This is a genomic window from Rhodococcus sp. IEGM 1307, assembly GCF_030056915.1.
In the GTDB taxonomy this organism is placed as follows: domain Bacteria; phylum Actinomycetota; class Actinomycetes; order Mycobacteriales; family Mycobacteriaceae; genus Rhodococcus_F; species Rhodococcus_F opacus_D.
In genome coordinates, this window is record NZ_JASHKW010000009.1 from 264,636 (window position 1) to 282,561 (window position 17,926).

20 protein-coding genes and 1 pseudogene are annotated in these 17,926 nt (G+C 65.3%); 7 read left to right on the forward strand and 14 right to left on the reverse strand.

Annotated features, from left to right (window positions below; all coding sequences use genetic code 11):
* Positions 1-23: 23 nt before the first annotated feature.
* Positions 24-707: a PAS and ANTAR domain-containing protein gene (locus QM841_RS19930; protein ID WP_283333254.1), complete on the reverse strand. Its 684-nt coding sequence runs from the start codon at positions 705-707 to the stop codon at positions 24-26.
* A gap of 106 nt (positions 708-813) precedes the next feature.
* A complete protein-coding gene (locus tag QM841_RS19935) occupies positions 814-1,164 on the reverse strand; it encodes a YtxH domain-containing protein (protein ID WP_283333255.1) in 351 nt (116 codons plus the stop codon).
* A gap of 176 nt (positions 1,165-1,340) precedes the next feature.
* Here QM841_RS19935 and QM841_RS19940 point away from each other — a divergent pair, with 176 nt between their 5' ends.
* The gene (locus QM841_RS19940; protein WP_280779388.1) at positions 1,341-2,549 is read left to right on the forward strand and encodes a fatty acid desaturase family protein; all 1,209 of its coding nucleotides are present in this window, start codon (positions 1,341-1,343) and stop codon (positions 2,547-2,549) included.
* Positions 2,550-2,594: 45 nt separating this feature from the next.
* Here the strand turns inward: QM841_RS19940 and QM841_RS19945 are convergent, their stop codons facing one another.
* Both QM841_RS19945 and QM841_RS19950 read right to left on the reverse strand, forming a co-directional pair.
* On the reverse strand, positions 2,595-3,275 hold the full coding sequence (locus tag QM841_RS19945; RefSeq protein ID WP_283333256.1) for a GAF and ANTAR domain-containing protein: 681 nt from the start codon (positions 3,273-3,275) through the stop codon (positions 2,595-2,597).
* Between the two features lie 383 nt (positions 3,276-3,658).
* Positions 3,659-4,123 carry a DUF4383 domain-containing protein gene (locus tag QM841_RS19950; protein ID WP_283333257.1) on the reverse strand — a complete coding sequence of 155 codons (465 nt, stop codon included), beginning with the start codon at positions 4,121-4,123 and terminating at the stop codon, positions 3,659-3,661.
* A gap of 199 nt (positions 4,124-4,322) precedes the next feature.
* Between QM841_RS19950 and QM841_RS19955 the strand changes: the two genes are divergently transcribed.
* Positions 4,323-4,823: a hemerythrin domain-containing protein gene (locus QM841_RS19955; RefSeq protein ID WP_283333258.1), complete on the forward strand. Its 501-nt coding sequence runs from the start codon at positions 4,323-4,325 to the stop codon at positions 4,821-4,823.
* A gap of 437 nt (positions 4,824-5,260) precedes the next feature.
* Here the strand turns inward: QM841_RS19955 and QM841_RS19960 are convergent, their stop codons facing one another.
* Positions 5,261-5,578 carry a hypothetical protein gene (locus QM841_RS19960; protein ID WP_283333259.1) on the reverse strand — a complete coding sequence of 106 codons (318 nt, stop codon included), beginning with the start codon at positions 5,576-5,578 and terminating at the stop codon, positions 5,261-5,263.
* Here QM841_RS19960 and QM841_RS19965 point away from each other — a divergent pair.
* Positions 5,564-5,890 carry a MerR family transcriptional regulator gene (locus QM841_RS19965; protein WP_283333260.1) on the forward strand — a complete coding sequence of 109 codons (327 nt, stop codon included), beginning with the start codon at positions 5,564-5,566 and terminating at the stop codon, positions 5,888-5,890. The two genes, QM841_RS19960 and QM841_RS19965, sit on opposite strands and share 15 nt — an antisense overlap.
* A 21-nt stretch (positions 5,891-5,911) precedes the next feature.
* Here the strand turns inward: QM841_RS19965 and QM841_RS19970 are convergent, their stop codons facing one another.
* The 7 genes and pseudogenes from QM841_RS19970 to QM841_RS20000 form a co-directional block, all read right to left on the reverse strand.
* Positions 5,912-6,595: an IF2 family translation initiation factor gene (locus QM841_RS19970; RefSeq protein ID WP_283333261.1), complete on the reverse strand. Its 684-nt coding sequence runs from the start codon at positions 6,593-6,595 to the stop codon at positions 5,912-5,914.
* 29 nt (positions 6,596-6,624) lie between these two features.
* Positions 6,625-7,182: a CsbD family protein gene (locus tag QM841_RS19975; RefSeq protein ID WP_283333262.1), complete on the reverse strand. Its 558-nt coding sequence runs from the start codon at positions 7,180-7,182 to the stop codon at positions 6,625-6,627.
* 66 nt (positions 7,183-7,248) lie between these two features.
* A pseudogene (locus QM841_RS19980) lies at positions 7,249-8,030 on the reverse strand (ferritin-like domain-containing protein).
* A 3-nt stretch (positions 8,031-8,033) separates the two neighbouring features.
* Positions 8,034-8,279, reverse strand: coding sequence for a hypothetical protein (locus QM841_RS19985; protein ID WP_283333263.1), 246 nt, complete (start codon positions 8,277-8,279; stop codon positions 8,034-8,036).
* A gap of 14 nt (positions 8,280-8,293) precedes the next feature.
* Positions 8,294-8,545, reverse strand: coding sequence for a hypothetical protein (locus QM841_RS19990; protein ID WP_283333264.1), 252 nt, complete (start codon positions 8,543-8,545; stop codon positions 8,294-8,296).
* Between the two features lie 88 nt (positions 8,546-8,633).
* On the reverse strand, positions 8,634-8,837 hold the full coding sequence (locus QM841_RS19995; protein ID WP_283333265.1) for a hypothetical protein: 204 nt from the start codon (positions 8,835-8,837) through the stop codon (positions 8,634-8,636).
* 305 nt (positions 8,838-9,142) lie between these two features.
* Positions 9,143-11,281, reverse strand: coding sequence for a catalase (locus QM841_RS20000; protein ID WP_283333266.1), 2,139 nt, complete (start codon positions 11,279-11,281; stop codon positions 9,143-9,145).
* A 234-nt stretch (positions 11,282-11,515) separates the two neighbouring features.
* Between QM841_RS20000 and QM841_RS20005 the strand changes: the two genes are divergently transcribed.
* On the forward strand, positions 11,516-11,965 hold the full coding sequence (locus QM841_RS20005) for a hypothetical protein (RefSeq protein ID WP_280779375.1): 450 nt from the start codon (positions 11,516-11,518) through the stop codon (positions 11,963-11,965).
* A 493-nt stretch (positions 11,966-12,458) separates the two neighbouring features.
* Here the strand turns inward: QM841_RS20005 and QM841_RS20010 are convergent, their stop codons facing one another.
* The gene (locus QM841_RS20010) at positions 12,459-13,775 is read right to left on the reverse strand and encodes an HNH endonuclease signature motif containing protein (RefSeq protein ID WP_283333267.1); all 1,317 of its coding nucleotides are present in this window, start codon (positions 13,773-13,775) and stop codon (positions 12,459-12,461) included.
* 383 nt (positions 13,776-14,158) lie between these two features.
* Here QM841_RS20010 and QM841_RS20015 point away from each other — a divergent pair, with 383 nt between their 5' ends.
* The gene (locus tag QM841_RS20015; protein ID WP_283333268.1) at positions 14,159-14,698 is read left to right on the forward strand and encodes an LOG family protein; all 540 of its coding nucleotides are present in this window, start codon (positions 14,159-14,161) and stop codon (positions 14,696-14,698) included.
* An 81-nt stretch (positions 14,699-14,779) separates the two neighbouring features.
* Here the strand turns inward: QM841_RS20015 and pdxR are convergent, their stop codons facing one another.
* Positions 14,780-16,189: a MocR-like pyridoxine biosynthesis transcription factor PdxR gene (pdxR, locus tag QM841_RS20020; protein WP_283333269.1), complete on the reverse strand. Its 1,410-nt coding sequence runs from the start codon at positions 16,187-16,189 to the stop codon at positions 14,780-14,782.
* Between the two features lie 77 nt (positions 16,190-16,266).
* Here pdxR and QM841_RS20025 point away from each other — a divergent pair, with 77 nt between their 5' ends.
* Positions 16,267-16,767 (forward strand): carboxymuconolactone decarboxylase family protein, encoded by a 501-nt coding sequence (locus tag QM841_RS20025; RefSeq protein ID WP_283333270.1) that lies wholly within the window; start codon positions 16,267-16,269, stop codon positions 16,765-16,767.
* Between the two features lie 181 nt (positions 16,768-16,948).
* Complete coding sequence (locus tag QM841_RS20030; protein ID WP_283333271.1) at positions 16,949-17,761, forward strand: MIP/aquaporin family protein; 813 nt, start codon at positions 16,949-16,951, stop codon at positions 17,759-17,761.
* Positions 17,762-17,926: the final 165 nt, after the last annotated feature.

The following is a 17,926-nucleotide window of genomic DNA, read 5'->3' on the forward strand; positions in this document are numbered from 1 at the left end:
TTCTGCGGGATGCCGGCCACCAGTCAGCCCGGTGCCCCCGGATGGGTGTCGAGGTGCACGTGTGCGGTCAGGAGTAGGTGGTCGAACCGGGCGCGAAACGATTCGGGGAGGGTCGCCTCGGCGGCGAGGGCGTCGACGAAGCGCTGGGCGAGGGTGTGAAGTTTGGTGTTGGTCTCCTGTGAGCGCCAGGTGAGGATGCCGAAGGCACGCTCGGAGGAGATGCCGTAGACGAGCATGAGTGCACCCTTGGCCTGCTCGATCACCGCCCGCGATTGTTCGAGTTCGGCGACGGCCTCGGTGAGCGCCGCGTTGAACTCGCGGAGGTCGGTCTCCAACGTTTCGGTGACGTCGATGTAGTAACCCGAGGTGCCGATGACCTGGCACTTCTCGTCGAGCATCTGATCGCCGACCACGATGACGTGGTGGATGCGGCGGTCGGTGTCGATGATGCGGTGCTTGCTGCTGAACGGCTCACCCGCGTGGATCATCCTGTCGAAGAGTGCGGCGACCTGCGCATGATCGTCCGGATGCTTGTGGGAGAGCATCAGTTCGGTGGTGGGGATGATCTCGCCCGGGTGGTAGCCGTGCATCCGAGCGACGGGATCGGACCATTCCCAGCGCTCGCCGTCGAGGTAGAACCGGAAACTTCCGCCCTGTGGGGGAGCGTTCGAGCCGAGGAGCTCATGACTGTCCACGACGACACCCACAGCCGGCCGTGCTCGACCACCCTCGCCTCGACGCCACTGTCACAGTATGCCGAGAACTGACATCCGAATGCGCAGAAATCAGCTGCCCGCACTACCGCCTACTCGCTCAGTTCGGGCCCTGGGTGTGCTTGCCCTCCGTCGGCGACGTGACGGTTGCCGGTTCCGTGGTCATCGGAGTGCGGCCCGCAGCGTCCCCCAGTGACACTCCATTGGCGGGGGTGTTCGTGTCGGAGCCGCGGTGGGTGGCCTTCTTCGCCAGTTCGCCGACCTTGTGCTGCACCTGCGGCGCCTTGTCCTTCACGGCCTCCGTGGCCTCGCTCACCTTCTCCTGCACGGTGGGGTTGTGCCAGAGTTCGACGGACTGATGCCTCATCTTCTCGTAGGTCTGCCGGCCGGACCGAGTGCCCAGGACGAACCCCGCGGCCGCGCCAGCTGCGAAGATCAACGCTTTCTGCATGACATCTCCTGATTGTTGTGGGGCACGAGCGGTCGGCCGAATCATCGTCCGAACGCCCTCCTGCACAGCTTGCCCTCAACTGCCGAACCCAAACCGCGCCGGCGACGACCTCCGAACTCACCCACATCTCATCTGCACGTAACCTACGGTTGCGTAACTTGCCGTAGCGTTAGGTCATGGCGATTTCGGATGTCAAGATGTACACCCACCTGAGCGAGGCCGATGTAGAAGCCCTCGGGATCGAGTTCGACGCGATCCGGCGAGACATCGAAGCCTCGCGCGGGGAGAGTGATGCCCGCTACATCAGAAACGCGATCCGACTGCAGCGGTCACTCGAAATCGGTGGGCGCGCAATGCTGTTCGCGAGCCTGTTTCCGCCGGCATGGCTCGCGGGCACCGCGATGCTCGGCACCGCCAAGATCATCGAGAACATGGAACTCGGTCACAACGTGTTGCATGGTCAGTGGGATTGGATGAACGATCCGGAGATCCACTCGTCGTTCTGGGAGTGGGACATCGCCGGCCTGTCGGAGCATTGGAAGCAGACCCACAACTACGTTCACCACAAGTACACCAATGTGCTAGGAATGGATGACGACGTGGGCTACGGCATGCTGCGGGTCACTCGCGATCAGCAGTGGACGCCGTTGAGCGTCGGCAACCCGGTCTACAATCTGTTGCTGCAGTTGTTCTTCGAGTACGGCGTTGCCCTCCAGCACCTCGAGCTCGGCAAGGTGGCCACGGGCGATTTCGACCGCGACGAGCTCGAACGCCGGTTCCGCGAGGTGCTCGAGAAGGTCGGCCGCCAGGTGCGCAAGGACTACGTCGTCTACCCGGCGCTCACCGGTCCGGCGTTCCTGACGACCTTCACCGCGAACCTGACGGCGAACATGATCCGCAACGTGTGGACGAACGCCGTGATCTTCTGCGGTCATTTCCCCGACGGCGCCGAGAAGTTCACTACGAAGGACCTCGAGAGCGAGACGCGCGGTCAGTGGTACCTGCGGCAGATGCTGGGTAGCGCGAACTTCGAGGCCGGCCCGGTCATGGAGTTCATGAGTGGCAACCTCTGCTACCAGATCGAGCACCACCTGTTTCCGGACCTGCCGAGCAACCGCCTGCGTGAGATTTCCGTGCGGGTGCAGGCGCTGGCCCAGAAGTACGACCTGCCCTACACCACGGGTTCGATGTCGACGCAGTACTTCGAGTCGTGGCGGACCATCGCCAAGCTGGCGCTGCCGAACAAGTTCCTCACAGCAACCGCCGACGACGCGCCTGAAACGGCATCGGAACACAAGTTCACCGACCCGCGCCCACAGATCGATCCGGTCACGGGCAAGCGTCGTGGGCTGCTGTCAGCGCTTCGCGCTCGGGCGGGAGTCTGAGGATCGCCGGAGGATGGGGCAAGTGCCGGTTCGTGGCCGGCACTCTCATCTGCGTTCGGTAATCCGCTGCGCGATAACACTCAACCGGGTGTTGGTTTCCTGGGAGAGTCTGCTGAGCAGCTCGAACGCACGGATCGCGTCGATGTCGAATCGCTCCATCAGCATGCCCTTCGCCTGCCCGATGACGTCACGTGAGGCGACCGCCGACCGCAGCTGCTCTTCGGTGCGTACAGCGGTGAGCGCCAGCGCGGCGTGGGCGGCCAGAACCTCGCCCGCTACCTCCTCGTTGGGACCGAACGCGTTCGGAGTGAATGCAAAGAGGTTGAGTGCCCCCATCTTTCCTTCGGAGGTATACAACTGAAAAGACATCGAACTGAGAATTCCCACATCGACGGCGGCGGCAGCGAACTGCGGCCATCGCGGTTCCGAGCGAAAGTCGTCGCTTCGCACCACGAGGTTGTTGAGCGCCGCCGCCACACACGGTCCCTGCCCGAGTTGCTGCTGAGCGTGGTCGAGCTTTCGGAGCAGCTCGGATGTCGGCGCAACGGTCTCGAATTTCTTGCCGCCGGATATGAGCAGAATACCCGCGCATGTCTCGTGCGGCATCAGCTCGACCACTGCGGCGGTGACTGCGCGCAGGCGTTCGTCGAGGGTGCGTGGACCGGAGAGACTGCGAGCCAGCTCAGCCATGGTGCGACTGAGGTCCCCGGCGCCGGAATCGCTCATTACCGCTCCTCGGTTCGATCGAAAAGGATGGCTACAGGAAGCCACCCATACCACCATAAGCACCCCGGCTCATGTGCCGAACCCGAAATGCAGGTTCTTTCCATTGGCAGGGAGTGCGGCGCTGTTTCGGTGAAGGAAGCAGCACGCCGTTTTCGCGGTGGTCGGGATGAAGCAGCAGCGGTGCGAGTGACGCCGTGGCACCCGTTCTGCTCGCCCCTCCCTCGTCGAGCGAGCCGGATGCGGGGAATACTCCAGGACTCTCAGTCCGAGCTCGCTGCGCATGGAAGCCGAATACCCTTCACCGAGAACGATAATCACCGAATCGATGCCCCGCCGGCGCACCCCGGGCCGAGTGTCTGGTCATCCGGAGGACGGTCCGGTGCTCACAGCCTCCCGGCTCGGGGCGCGGTCGCCGCGGTGTTACGGGAGAGCAGGAACCCGAGCGCAACCATGGCGACACCGAGTGCGAAGTGCAGCCAGTTGTCGGCACTGTTGACGGGCACGAAGTTCGCGCCACTGTTCTGGTCGATGAGCAGGCCGTAGATCCACAGGACGAGGTAGATGACTCCGCCACCGATGAGGAACAGTTTGGCGGTGTCCGCTCGGCGGGACATCGCGATACCGGCGACACCGAACAACAGGTGCACGATGTTGTGCAGGATCGAGACCTCGAACACGCCCAGCAGCTTGGCTTCGGAGTGGTGGCCGGCGAAGGTGAGCATGTCGTAGTTGGTGGTGATACCCGGGATGAAGCCGAGGACTCCGACCAGGAGAAAGACCGCACCGACGATCAGGGCGGCGAGTTGGAGTGGTGAGCGCGTCGTTGGTGACGCAGCCGGTCGAGTCATGGGAGTGCCTTTCTCGGAGGGTAGGAACTCGAATGTCTGTTCCCGAGTGGTACCCCTGCATCCCACCGTGAAACAGTCACGGGAACAGCGGGCCGTGTTAGCGAACGGCGCGGTTGGGTACAGCGTAAGGACGACGTCACCGTGCCCGCGGTCAGTTGCGATGGATGACGTGCACGTCCCGACCAACTGTGAGGTATACATGTCCACTGATGCGATCGTGCTCCTGAAGAACGACCACAGGGAGATCCGGAAACTGTTCCGCGACTTCCGCGGTGCCGGGCCGAACGCCCGCGTCGAAAAAGGACGCATCGTCGACGACATCATCGAAGCCCTCACGGTGCACACCTACATCGAGAACGAGGGCATGTACCCGGAGGTGCGTGATCTCGCCCCCGATCTCGAGGACGACATCCTCGAATCCTACGAAAAGCACCACGTCGCGGACGTGCTGGTCGTCGAGCCGGCAGCCATGAAACCCGACGACGAGAGGTTCGACGCGAAGACCACCGTGCTGATCGAGAGCGTCGAGCACCACATCGAAGAAGAAGAACAGGAGTGGTTCCCGAAGGTGCGAGAAGAGCTGGGGCGTAAACAACTCCGGGAAATGGGGGCGCGGATGCTGGAGCTGAGGGACAAGGCACCCAGGTCTCCCGCCCAGCCGTCGGCCCTGAAGAAGACGGTCGACGCGGTGATCAAGTAGCGGCGATCGCGTGGAGGGCCGGCACGGCGAACCTGACCGGACACGCTGTCGGTGCGGCGAGGACCGTGTTCGTCCGCGCACCATTTCAGGCGGCCGCCGCGTTGCGGGGAGGCAGTCCCTCACCGACGCGGGGGAAGTCGCCACGGACGCGGCGAACCGTCCCCGGAGACCCCGCCGGTCAGCGTTGCCTCCAATCGTGCTCTGCGCCGGGCTTGTTGCCGCCCTCTCGCTTTGGGCGGCCCCGCCGGCTATGGGCTTAACCGGGGAGCCTGGCCGTCGTCGCGTCCGGACACGACGAGGACGTGAGTATCGAAGTACCCCGCGGCGAGCGAGAGTAATCCGTGTCATCGCAATTGCTTTCACCTCGAGCGCCGGGGGCACACGGATGGACATCGCAGACAGAGAGGTGGGTGCTGCACCTCAGAGGTATTCATGCGCTATTCATCACCTACCTTCCACACCGGTGGCCGTCGATTGTCCCCCTGCGGTGGCGAGCGTTGGGTGGCAGATACTTCCGGGTTCGGAACCCAGCGTCGCGTGGTGGGCGACACCGCGCGCAGCGGGGTCCTGGTGTTCTCGCCGTCGGCGTCGGCGGTCACAGCCGGTGCCGAGTCCGTGTGGACGGGGGCGAGCGCGTCGGCGAAGATCAGGTCCACCTCGGCGGCCAGCATCAGACACTCGAGGTCATCCCATTCGTACTCGGCCTGTGGCAGTTCCGGTTCCACGGTCGAGGGGCTGATTTGTGCGTACACCATCGTGTTCATCCCTCCGCGGTATGTCGGATCGGCCAGGCGCTACGTTTCTACGAGCAGCACGGCCTGATCAACCCGGCGCGCACCAGCGGCGGAACCCGCCGCTACAGCGACGACGACCTCCTACGCTTGCGGCGCATCGCCGAGCTGATTGCGGACGGGGTCAACCTGACGGGCATCGCTCGCGTCCTCGACCTCGAGCACCTCAATATGGAACTCGCGAGCGACAACGCTCGGCTCGTCGAGGCCAATAGCCGGCTCGAGAGCGACAACGCTCGACTCAGAACGGACGAGACTCGCGGCGGGCCGACCTGAGCACCCAATCAGGCTGTCCGGTCAGCGTTGCCCGTTGGCTACCGTCTCGTTGCGGCGCTTGGACTTTTCCGCTTCGGCCAGTTTCTCGACGCGGTCGGCGCGAGCGCGTTTGTCCGCTGCCTCGTCCTGTTTGTTCGCGGCGTCCTTCAGCTGGGCCTTGGCCGGCGCTGCCGCCGCTTTCTCCGCCTCCCGGAGTGTGGCCTGCTCGGCGCGGTGCTCGGCCTCTGCAGCCTGGGTGCGTTGGGCGGCAAGCTGATCGGCGTTCTTCTTCGCGACCTGCTTGCGCTGCTCGGCGTCTCGTTCGGCGGCTTGTTTGCGCTCGTCCTCACGTCGGCGTGCCTGCTCGATGTCGCGCTGCTTCGCCTCGCGCGCCGCCGCCTGCTCGTCGTGAACCTGCTTACGCTTGATTTCCAGTGCGGTGTCGGCCTCGCCCTCGGTGCGTGCCGCTTCCTGGTCGAGTTCCGCTGCCCGCGCCAGTGCGTCGCTGCGCTCGGTGAGTGCGTCGCCGCGACGCTCGGTGTCACGATCGCCGAGCGCACTGCCGACGGCGCCGTCGAGCACTCCGAGGGTGCGTTCGTACATCAGCCGGGCCGGTGATTCGGTTGCCAGCCGGGACATCAGCTGGTCTTCGACGAGTTGCAGAGGAATCCGCAGGATCGTGTACTGCAACCGCAAGATCGTGATGGGGACGGTGAGGATGTTCATGGAATCTCCGATGATTCGTGGGGTGTGGATCAGGACAGGCCGGCGTCGCCAGTGAGGTCCTCGGCGGCGCGCCGAACTCGTTCTGCCTCGTCGCGGGCGGCGTTCGCTTCACGGACGGCGCGCCTGTGTTCGTCGGTGGCGTCGACGGCTTCTTCGGCGGCGGCGGCCGTCTTCGCTCGTTCGACAGTTTCCGCTCGGGCCGCTTCGTCGCGGGCGTCGGCCGCCGCGCGGGACTGCTCCTGCGCAACCAGGCGGTGCTGTTGCTGCTCCGCGGCCCTGTGCTCTGCGTGCTGCCGGTTCCGGGCATCTTCCTCGGCGGCTGCCGTCTCGGCGCCGATCGCAGCGCGTTCCTCGGCACTCTCGCGACGCACCTGTCCGAGTTCCTCTGCGGCCTGCGAGGTTTCCGCCCGTGCGACGGCCTCTGCACTGTTCGCCTCTTTACGTTGCTGCGCCTGGGCCTGTTGCAGCTGTCCCTCGGTGGCCAGCGAGTCGTTGCCGGTCACTGCCCCGGCCACTTCCTTCACCTTGCCCTTGACCGAGTCGAGGAGACCCTTGCGCGCTTGTCCGGACGTGTTCTGCTCGTTCATGGGAATGTTCTCCTGGTATTCGGGCGGGCGACGGAACCGCCACCCGCGTGGGGCGGTGGCGCCAGATCAGTTGATGCCGACGACTTCCTGCGCGATGGCGGCGAGGCGGGTCTGCGCTGCCGATACCACCCCGTGGCGGTTCTTGTTCACCTCTTCGTGGGCGACGATGATGCGGATTTCGGCGGGTGCAGTGAGTTCCTTCACCGCGGCCACGGCGCCGGAAACATTGAGTTCCGTGTAGTCGGATATCGGGAGCTCTTCGTCGACGAGTGAACCGTTGACGGTTCGGGCATTGCGGATGGCGTTCGCGACGCCGGACGCGCCTTCTCGGCGGGTCACCTCTTCGGCCGACTCGAGTGCCGCGTCGCGACTGGCGACGAGCGTCTTCGTGGCCACGTCACCGGCGTGGGCGCCCCGGCTGAGAAGCGCACCGATCCGGTTCGGGGTTGCCCGGACGGTGTCGATGGCGCGATCGAGTCCGCGCGCCGACCATGTTGCCGGGACCCGGTCGCGGCCTGCATCGGGGTGCGTCGCAATGCCGCCGGGCCACCGAGGGCGCCCTCCGCCAGCACCGTCGAACGGCTGGGCCTGCTCGGCCATCGCCTTCACCATCGCAGTCGCGCGACCGAGGAACGGGCCCACGACATCGGGAAGTCCACCCAGGGAACGGACTGCTTCCTCCACCGCACCGGCGCGCTCACGCGCATTGCCGGCATTCTGCGACAGCTCCCGGCGGACGGCTCTGTTCGGGCTTGCCCGATCCTGGTCTCCGCGACCTGAATTTCCGTGTGCGTCAGATCCAGTACGACTCGCAGCTGGTTGATCACTGTGGCGGTGTTGTCGGTCATGCATTATTCCTGAGGTCGAGTGAGGTCGGGTGTGCGGTGTACGCCGGCCGGACGCTTGCGGGCGTCATCGGCGCCGGCCCTGCGACGAGCGAACCGCGAGATTCCGAGCAGCCCGCGTGATGTGGTGGTCGGTTTACCAGCGCGGCGTTCGAGGTGGTTACCGAGTCGGGACAGTACGGTGGCCACGAGGGGAAGAGCGAGAACGATCATCTTCCATCGGCGTAGCAGACGGCTGACGAGAATCCACATAGGGAGAACCTTTCTTATCGTGCAGTCAAGCTGCGGCGCAGCGCAACCCGGGCGCCGATCACGGTGAGCAGACCGAGGGTCGCAATTGAGAAGGATGTCGTGGCGGCCGCGGCCACCGACAACATGGTGAGCGCCGCGAGGTCGAGGACACGCCGGACGGTGGGTAGTTCGACCAGGGACGGGTGCACGGCGTGGACGGGGGGAGCGGTGTGGATTTGCGACGGCGCTGCACCGTCAACGAACAAGGGTGAGAACAATTCTGGCACGATTTCGATCCAACTGTCTGGGGCGCGAACACATCTCGTTCGAGAGAGGTGTCACGGATTCGATCGACAACGACGTGGCGAGGAAGGGTTAGACGCCGGTATTCCGATCGGTGTCCGTGTAGTGCTCGCGGCTACCGGTCTTCACGTTGCCCCGGCTGGCGATGTAGCCGAAGAATTCGGTGGTCTTGAACGCGGCCTTCGTCTCGGTGCTGCGGCGTGGATCGCGATCGGCGCGTGGGCCGTGGGCTGCGGTTCCGGTTGCGGTGCGGGCGACGGGGTTGGTGGAGGTCATGGACGACCTTTCAATGGGGTGCCCGGCATTGCAGATTCGGGTCACCACGTACGTCTCCTCGAATGAGGTGGACGTTGGTGAGCGCGACCCTCTGCTGGAGCGAACCCATACACCGCAAGTATACCCATTAGTAACTTCAGTGCAATTCTACAGCGTAGGCACCGACGGCGAATTTCACCGGTTACGCTGCCTCGCTTTCGTATTCGCCGACTATGCCGGTACGCAACACAGCTCGACGAGGGTCCCGACACCACCACCGGCGGCGTCGAGACCCTCGTCCAGACCATTCACTTCATCCGGTCACGTCACACCTGACGCTCCCAGACCCGGTGGGACTTCATCAGCGCCGTGAGGCCGTCGAACAGCGCGGACGCGTCGTCGGCGATCACGATGCCCGGGGCCTCTGCCGGGATTCCGGCCGCTTCGAGGAGGCCGCGGCCGGCGGCCCATCCCCCGATCGCCTTGCAGTGGCGAAACGCTTCCGTCAGCAACACCTGTACCCGCGGGTCCGATGCCGGCGCCGCGACGAGAATGGCGTCGAACTCCACCGACCGCATGGTGAGGAACGTCCGGGACACCGGGACGGCGCCCTTACCGGACCCCAATTTGCCACCGTGCGGTCCGATGACGAGCGGCACCATGCCGTTCTTGCCGATCATTTCGACCGCGTCGGCCACCTCGGACAGGTCCGACTCGTCGTCGGCGACGATGCCGATGATCCGGCCGTCCAGCGGCCACTCGGCTCCGACCTGCGACAGCGCGGGACTGGGCGTGGGGGCCACGTCGTAGGCGACGGTCGGCGCGGGCGCCGGGAGGCCGAGACCCGCGGCCACCTGCTCACACAGACCGGGGTCGATGTTCGCGACGACACCGAGTGCGCGCTCCTTGATCACCTGCTCGTAGCACTTGCCCAGCTCGAACGTGTAAGCCTCCGCGACGTGCGCCTGCTCGACCGGGCTGAGGCTGGCGTAGAACAGTCGGGCCTGCGAGAAGTGGTCGTCGAAGCTCGCGGGGGCGGCGCGTAGTTTCGTCGACTCCGGCATCGGCACCGGCACCTCGACGAACGCCGTGTCCGCTCCAGCCAGGAACGGGCAACCGGCGTCGAGGGAATTCGGCCGATACGGCGCGACACCCGGGTGGACGCCCGTCTGGTGCATGCCGTCGCGCAGCATGTCGTTGACCTCGGCCTGGGGCCGATTGATCGGTATCTGACCGAAGTTGGGCCCACCGAGCCGGCTGATCTGGGTGTCGAGGTAGGAGAACAGCCGCGCCTGCAGTAACGGGTCGTCGGTGACGTCGATGCCGGGAACGAGGTGCCCGGGATGGAACGCCACCTGCTCGGTCTCGGCGAAGAAGTTCGTCGGATTCGCGTCGAGCGTCATCAGCCCGATCGGCTGCACGGGGGCCAGTTCCTCGGGCACCATCTTGGTCGGGTCGAGCAGGTCGATGCCCTCGAACGTCTGGTCCGGGGTGTCCGGGAACGCCTGGATGCCCAGCTCCCATTCCGGGTACGCGCCGGACTCGATCGCGTCGGCGAGGTCGCGGCGGTGGTAGTCGGGGTCCATGCCGTTGACGATCTGCGCTTCTTCCCACACCAGTGAGTGCACACCGAGTTTCGGTTTCCAATGGAACTTCACGAGTGAACTCTCGCCCGCCGCGTTCACCATCCGAAAGGTGTTGACGCCGAAACCTTCCATCATCCGGTACGACCGCGGGATACCGCGATCGGACATGTTCCACAACGTGTGCGCGGTGGCCTCGGTGTGCAGGGACACGAAGTCCCAGAACGTGTCGTGCGCGCTCTGCGCCTGCGGAATCTCGCGATCGGGGTGCGGCTTGGCGGCGTGAATGACGTCGGGAAACTTGATGCCGTCCTGAATGAAGAAGACCGGGATGTTGTTTCCCACCAAGTCGAAAGTGCCTTCGCTGGTGTAGAACTTGGTCGCGAACCCCCGGGTGTCGCGGACGGCGTCGGCCGACCCCCGGGAGCCGAGGACGGTGGAGAACCGGACGAAGACCGGCGTCTCGACGTCCTTGCCGAGGAACGCCGCCTTGCTGATCGGGTCGGCGGAACCATATCCGCGGAAGACGCCGTGGGCGGCCGCCCCCCGTGCGTGCACCACGCGCTCCGGGATCCGCTCGTGATCGAAGTGCGTGATCTTCTCACGCAGATGGTGGTCCTGGAGCAGGGTCGGTCCCCGGGTTCCCGCTTTCAGCGAGTGATCGGTGTCGTACAGCCGCGCCCCCTGCGCCGTGGTGAGGTGCTCACCCTGCTGGCCGCGGGCCGTGTCCGGCCCCTCGACGGGCAGCCCGGTCGCGGTGCCGAGCGCGGGAGCCCGCTGATCGGGCTTGGGGGGCAACGGCTCGGTGGGTTCCGTGGGCTCGGCGAGCGTCGGGGTACCGGAACCGGGAGTTCCGGGAATGCGCGGGTTCTTCTTGGGCACGGCGTAGCTCCTCGCTGAAAAATCCGTGGGATCGGCGCCGCATCGTGGCTGTACGGGCCGTTCTTCTCGGAGTGCCCAAACGTTCGCAAAACGAATCAGGGCGGGCACTGCGCCGCATCGTGCCCCAATCGGAAGACGCGGTTTCGCATTCGCGTCCCAGGGCATAGCTACAACAGATATCAATCACCAACGAAGTAAGAATCCGGCGTTCTGCTGCGTCGGAAAGGAGTGATCATGGGTACCGAACCAGGCACGCAGTTGCACGAGGAACCACAGTCGGAGCGTGGCCCCAAGGGCTCACGAGACGCAGGCCCGGACCAGGCCGGAGCAGGCCAGACGGACCGTAAGCCAGGATCTCTGGACCAGGAGGAAGTCACCTCCTCCGCGGAGTCGGGCACGAACCCGGCGCCCGCCGGTGGCTCGCTGCCCCCAGGCGACGCCGAGCCGGCGACACCGCCCTACGACGGCCGGACGACCAGTACGAAAGAAGGACGCCCGGAGCACGACGACCACGTGGACTCCGGCGGAACGCAGTCACCGAAGCCCGGGGAGACTCCCCGCGGTGCCGTCGCCTCGCCGGCCGAGGAGACACCCGCCGCACACGCCGCCGAGACCGAGGGCAGCGACTCCGGAGTGGGACCCGCGCATCAAGGAGGCGTCGGCAAGGCCGAAGACAAGAAGTGACTGTTGCTATGAAAATAGCTGTGTGATATCAGTTCCGAAGCACCACTGAGTTCCGAAGCACCACTGAGTTCCGAAGCACCACTGCGCTTCGGACGATTCGTCTCGACGCCGGCGACGTCGGGTGCAGGTGCCGCCCAACCAGCAGCTCGGGCGACACCTGCACTCCACCCCTCGCGTGAACCGACTCGTGTGCCTGAGACGTCCGCGTCGTCATGTGACCACCATGACGGCCCAGACGTTACCAGAAAACGGGCCAATTGGTTTGTTTTATTTCTGAGGTGCCATTCCCGCGTGCCGGGGCGGACACAACCGCAGTGGAAGCGCCCTCGGGCCGTATGGCGGTTTTCTGAGGTCCGATCGCGCCGGTGCTGGCTGTTGCAGCCGCCACCGATTCAGGATCCCACGGGTGGCTGGCATACCCGCCACGGCGGCATGCCGGCTCGGCGACAGGAATTGTCCTGTCGCCGAGTCGGTGATGTACTGTGCCGCGCGGTCAGGAGGCTCGGGGCCGGGCCCGGTTGTGCGCCGGCAGCGGCTTCCGTTCCCAGTCGACCTGCCGCGGTGGAATGAACGTGGGGTGCCGATCCGCTCCCATCTCTATCTCCCAGTCACTGTGATGCAGCAAGCGGTGGTGGAAACCGCAGAGCAGCACCAGGTTTCCCATGTCGGACGGCCCGCCTGCGGACCAGTGGACGATGTGGTGACCTTCGCACCAGGACGGCGGCGCACCACACCCGGGGAACGCACATCCTCGATCCCTCGCCACCAACGCTTTTCGCTGCCTCTTCGTGACGGTCCGGGTGGAAATACCGAGATCGAGTGGCGCCCTGTTCTCGTCGAGAACGATCGGCGTGTAAATCGAATCGCAGCTGAGGAGCCGGGCCGCCCTGAGACTCAGCGGCCCCATCCACTCCGTCCACGCCACCCCATCGACGGCGAAGAGCGAGTCGTCGGACGAAGCAGCATCCTGCTGTGCTCGTGCACTGCAGTCGGTGCGGTCGGCGAGATCTTTGACGTTCACGTGGAGCGAGACGTGTGGCCGTTCGCCGCCTTCTTCGCCGGCGATCCCGGAGTCAAGATAGCGGCGCAGGAGTTCGGTGAACCCATCGGCCCGCCGCTGTCCGGGCGTGCGGGGGTCCTTGGTTCCGTCCTGCGCGGGCCGTGGCTTGGACAGTCCGGAGAGCGCCGAGAGCAGCATCTCGCCGGTCACGGCATCCAGGTCGCCTTTGACGGCGACACGGCCGTTGAGTGTCTTGGAGGCGTGGAACTCGTTGAGGTCGGTGTCTTCACTGGGCGGCGGATCGTCGGACTCGAAGGCGCGTTCCAGCCTGGCGATCACGGCGCGCACCGCATCCGTGTTCGCGGTGGGACCGGTTGCCGCGAACAGCAAAGCATTTCGGCAGTCATCCAACGCTTCGAGTGGCATGCCCTTGGGTGGCCGTTCGCAGAACTTCATGATCAGCGCAGCATGCTCCGCCGAAATGTTCGTATCGAAGTACTCGTCCGCGATCTCCGGTTGGAGACGCAACCCTCGGCCCAACAGCACGATTCGCCCCGCAGCACCTACCTCGAGCAACGTCTTGGAGGCCAGCCACATCTTGGCGTTCGGAAACCCCAGCACATCAACCTTGCAGCGATGGTCGACGGCACCGACGAGCTTGACGCGCAAGGCTTCAAGCCGCTGAATCTCTTCCGAGATACGAACGACCGATTCGAGCAACTCCGCCTCGGCCAGACGCCACGCATCACCGACCGCGGTCGCCAGAATCTCGTCCGACAACGCCCCCTGGATATCTCCCCCGAGCCCCATCCTCGAATTCTAGTTCGAACACACTTTCGAGTCAATGGCCTCCCGCCATCGGCATCAGGCCTGGTCAGCACCACACGTAGGCGACCGCGACCCCAGCCCCCGCGAAAACGCACGCACGCGAACGCGGGATGCCGAAGGACCGCGGGTTCCGGCGTTCCAGCGCGATCAGCAAGGCCCTTGCCGGACCACATCAACTTCCGGAGACGGCTGCCGATGGCCGGGCTTCACCGGCCTGATCGGGATGACCAGTGGCTGATCACACGCACATGCTCGACCGCGAAGGTGCGCCGGGCCTCCACCATAAGGCCCCGTTTGCTGTTGTCCCCCTTAAGCGTTCAGCATCGCACATCGCAGTCCTCTAATCAGAGTCCTATAGTTCAACCATGAACATTTGTGTCTTCCTCTCCTCCGCCGACCTCGACGAGCGCTATACCCGACCGGCTCGCGAGTTCGCAGAACTCATCGGAAACGGCGGCCATACCCTGGTATGGGGCGGATCCGATACCGGGCTGATGAAGGTTGTCGCCGACGGAGTACAGGAGACCGGAGGGCGGCTCGTCGGGATCTCGGTCGAGTTTCTCCGGGCTTTTGCCAGAAAGGACGCCGACGAGATGGTGATCGCCAAGGATCTCGCCGAACGCAAGGCGCTGCTGCTCGCCAGATCGGATGCGGTGGTGGTGATGGTCGGCGGCCTGGGCACGCTGGACGAGGCGACTGAAATCCTGGAGTTGAGGAAACACGGACTGCTCGACAAGCCGGTGGCCCTGCTGAACACGGTCGGCTTCTATGACGGGGTGATACTTCAGCTCCGACGGATGGAGGACGAAGGGTTCCTGCCGCTACCCCTGATGGAGCTGGTCTACCTCGCCAACGAGGGTGCCGACGCACTGGCCCACCTGGAGGATTCCGTCAGGAGCCGGTGATGGAATCATGCCGCACTGAACACATTGGCGCCTCCGGTGCGAACCGACTGTCAGCAGCATCGGGCTGCGGCACCGCCCTGTTTAGGGCATCACCCTGCACAATGCGTCCAGCGCGCCTGCCCACGCACTGTCCGAGGGAGCCGCGTAGTTGACCACCAACGCGTCCCGCTCGGGCAACTGCCACCCGGCGTCCGCCACTTCGTAGCAGAACTGAGCGATTCCGCTGACCGCCAGTCCTTGCCGGGCCGCCGCCTCCACGACCGTGCGCTCGGTCCCGCGCGGGAGTTCGAGGACCGCTTGCAGCCCGGCGGCCATGCCGGTCACGCGGATGCCGGGCGCCCTCTGCGCCAGGGCCGCGACCAGTTGGTCACGGCGGCGCCGGTAGCGCAGCCGCATCGAGCGCACATGACGGTCGTACGCGCCCGATGCGATGAACTCCGCAAGTGTCAGCTGCTCCAGCGCACTCGACATGTAGTCGCCGTGCGCCTTGGCCGTCACGATCTCCGGGACGAGTTCCTCTGGTAGCACCATCCAGCCGAGCCGCAACCCCGGCGCCAGCGACTTGCTCACCGAACCGAAATACACCACCCGCTCGCGGTCGAGGCCCTGCAGAGCACCCACCGGCTGACGGTCGTATCGGAACTCCCCGTCGTAGTCGTCCTCCAAGATCAGGCCGCCGGTGGCACGCGCCCAGTTGACAGCCGCCGAGCGCCGGTCCGGGCTCAGCGCGACCCCCGTCGGATACTGATGCGCCGGAGTCATCAAAACCGCACCTACTCCGCGCAATCGTGCCAACTCGTCTGTACGGGCACCATATTCGTCGACATAGAGGGGCGGGGTACGCAGTCCTGCGCCGGTCAGCAGGTCCCGATAGAGGTCGAGGCCGTACGACTCGACTGCCACCGCCTGCACCCGCCGCGCCCTGAGTGCCTGCGCCATCAACGTCAGACCATGATGGAAACCGGAACAGATGACGACCCGCTCCGGCTCGGCGTACACCCCACGGGCCCGCGCCAGATAGTCCGCCAGGGCGGTACGCAGCTCGACCCGGCCGAGGGCATCGCCGTAGCCGAACGCTTCGTGCGGCGCCGCGGTCAGAGCGCGGCGGGCCGCGGATAGCCACTGCATGCGCGGAAAGTCCGTGAGGTCCGGTGAACCCGGCAGCAGTCCGTACGTGGGACGGCGCTGAGTCGGCCTCGCACGGGCAGCTGCAGGCGCGGCCGTGCGCGCCACGGCCCGCCTGGCCACCCATGTCCCGGAACCCTGCTGCGCGCTGAGCCAGCCCTCGGCTACCAATTCGGCGTAGGACTCGGTCACGGTATTGCGTGAGATACCGAGATCGGCGGCGAGCGAGCGGGACGCCGGCAGCCGGGTGCCAGGCGCCAGCCGCCCCGTGCGCACGGCCTCTCGCAATGCGTCCGTGAGACCGGCGCGCAGCTTGGGTCCGCTCAGTTCCACCAGCAGGTCGGCACCGAACCCGGAAGGTGGCAAGCCCCCAGAATTGGTATGAATTTCTGGCATAGAAATGGACCATACTCTAGAGCCACTCGGGACGTAGCGTTGCTGGCATGACGATGAACGAAGTACACGAAAGCACTGAACTTCTCCCCGAGCACGCACCCCGCCTGGACTGGGCAAAATTCGCACCCGAGGCCTACAAGGCCATGATCCGCCTCGACACGGCCGCCGGGCTGGGCGTCGAGCCGACGTTGCTCAACCTGGTCAAGATCCGCGCATCGCAGATCAACCACTGCGCCTTTTGCCTGGACATGCACAGCAAGGACGCACTGGCCGCCGGCGAATCGGCGGAGCGGATCATCCAGCTCAACGCATGGACGGAGTCGAAACACTTCTACACGGCGAAGGAGATCGCAGCGATCGAGCTGACCGAGACGATCACCGTGCTCACAGACGGATTCGTCCCGGACGAGGTGTACGCGAAGGCCGCGAACGAGTTCGACGATACCGAGCTCGCCCGACTCATCGTCGCCATCGCGACGATCAACACGTGGAACCGCTTCGGCGTATCCACCCGATTGGTCCCCGGTCACTACACGCCGGACTCCTAACGACCCGATCGAGCGAACGCGATAGGGCGACCAGCGAACTCGCGGAGGGGCTCGCGTCTGAAATCTGGTATCCGGGCGGCCGGTAGCCGAGAACGACCGGGACCTGCTGTCCGGATGCGTCCGGAATCCACGCCGCTTCCGGCACACCGACGCACCGACACACCGACACTAGGAGATCATGGTGAGTACCGCTTCGCCTCTGCCACGCCGGCAGCCACTGGCGCGCGCCGCCGACGAGTTCGCGCTCACCACCGTCCTGCTGTTCCTCGCGGTGACTGTCGTCCGGTGGTTGCGTGATCCGGCCTCCACCCTCTACATCGCCGACCTGCACGTCGCACTTGCCGTCATCGGGGTTCTCAGCGGGATCATCCTCACCGGCCTGATGTTCAGTCCACCCGGCAAACGCGCTGGCGGGCACATGAATCCCGCCGTGACCATCGCCCTGTGGCTCATGAACGGCTTCCCTGGTCGCAGCGTTCCGCCCTACATACTCGCCCAACTTGCGGGTTCAGCGGTGGGGACGGTGCTCGGGCGCCTGGTGTGGGGGCATGCGGTCTCGTTCGCTCCTGTCGACTACGCCGCGATCAGGGCCGCGTCCGACTGGCAGCCCGCGTCCGTCTTTCTCGCCGAGATGGGCTCGATGATGGTCCTGATCGTTGTCGTCGGGTTCTTCCTTGCCTGTCCCGGCCGTGCATGCCTGCTGCCGTACGTCATCGGAGTGTCGGTCGGGCTGGTCATCGCCCTCCTCGGTCCCCGCAGCGGGGGATCGATCAACCCCGCCCGCCAGTTCGGTCCTGCTGCACTCTCTGGGCGTACCACCGATCTATGGATCTATCTGGTCGCGCCGGTCCTGGGAGCGGCACTCGGGGCCTCGTTCGACCACGTAATCAACCGGCGGTTCCGCACACCGCACCACGAGCGGGGCCCGCGATTGCATGAATACTTGCGCAGCCCACAGCCCTCCGACACTCGTCACCTGGGGCCGGAGCGATGACATCATCGCATCCACTGACCTCACAAGCTGGGACGTACCGATTCGCGTTCGCCCCGTTCCCTTCTCGGCATCAGATTGCCTGGAAACACAGAAAAGAGTTCGACATGAAGAATTTTGCGCGTGGTGCGCTGATCGCGGTTGCGGCCGTCACAGTCGTCGGAGGGT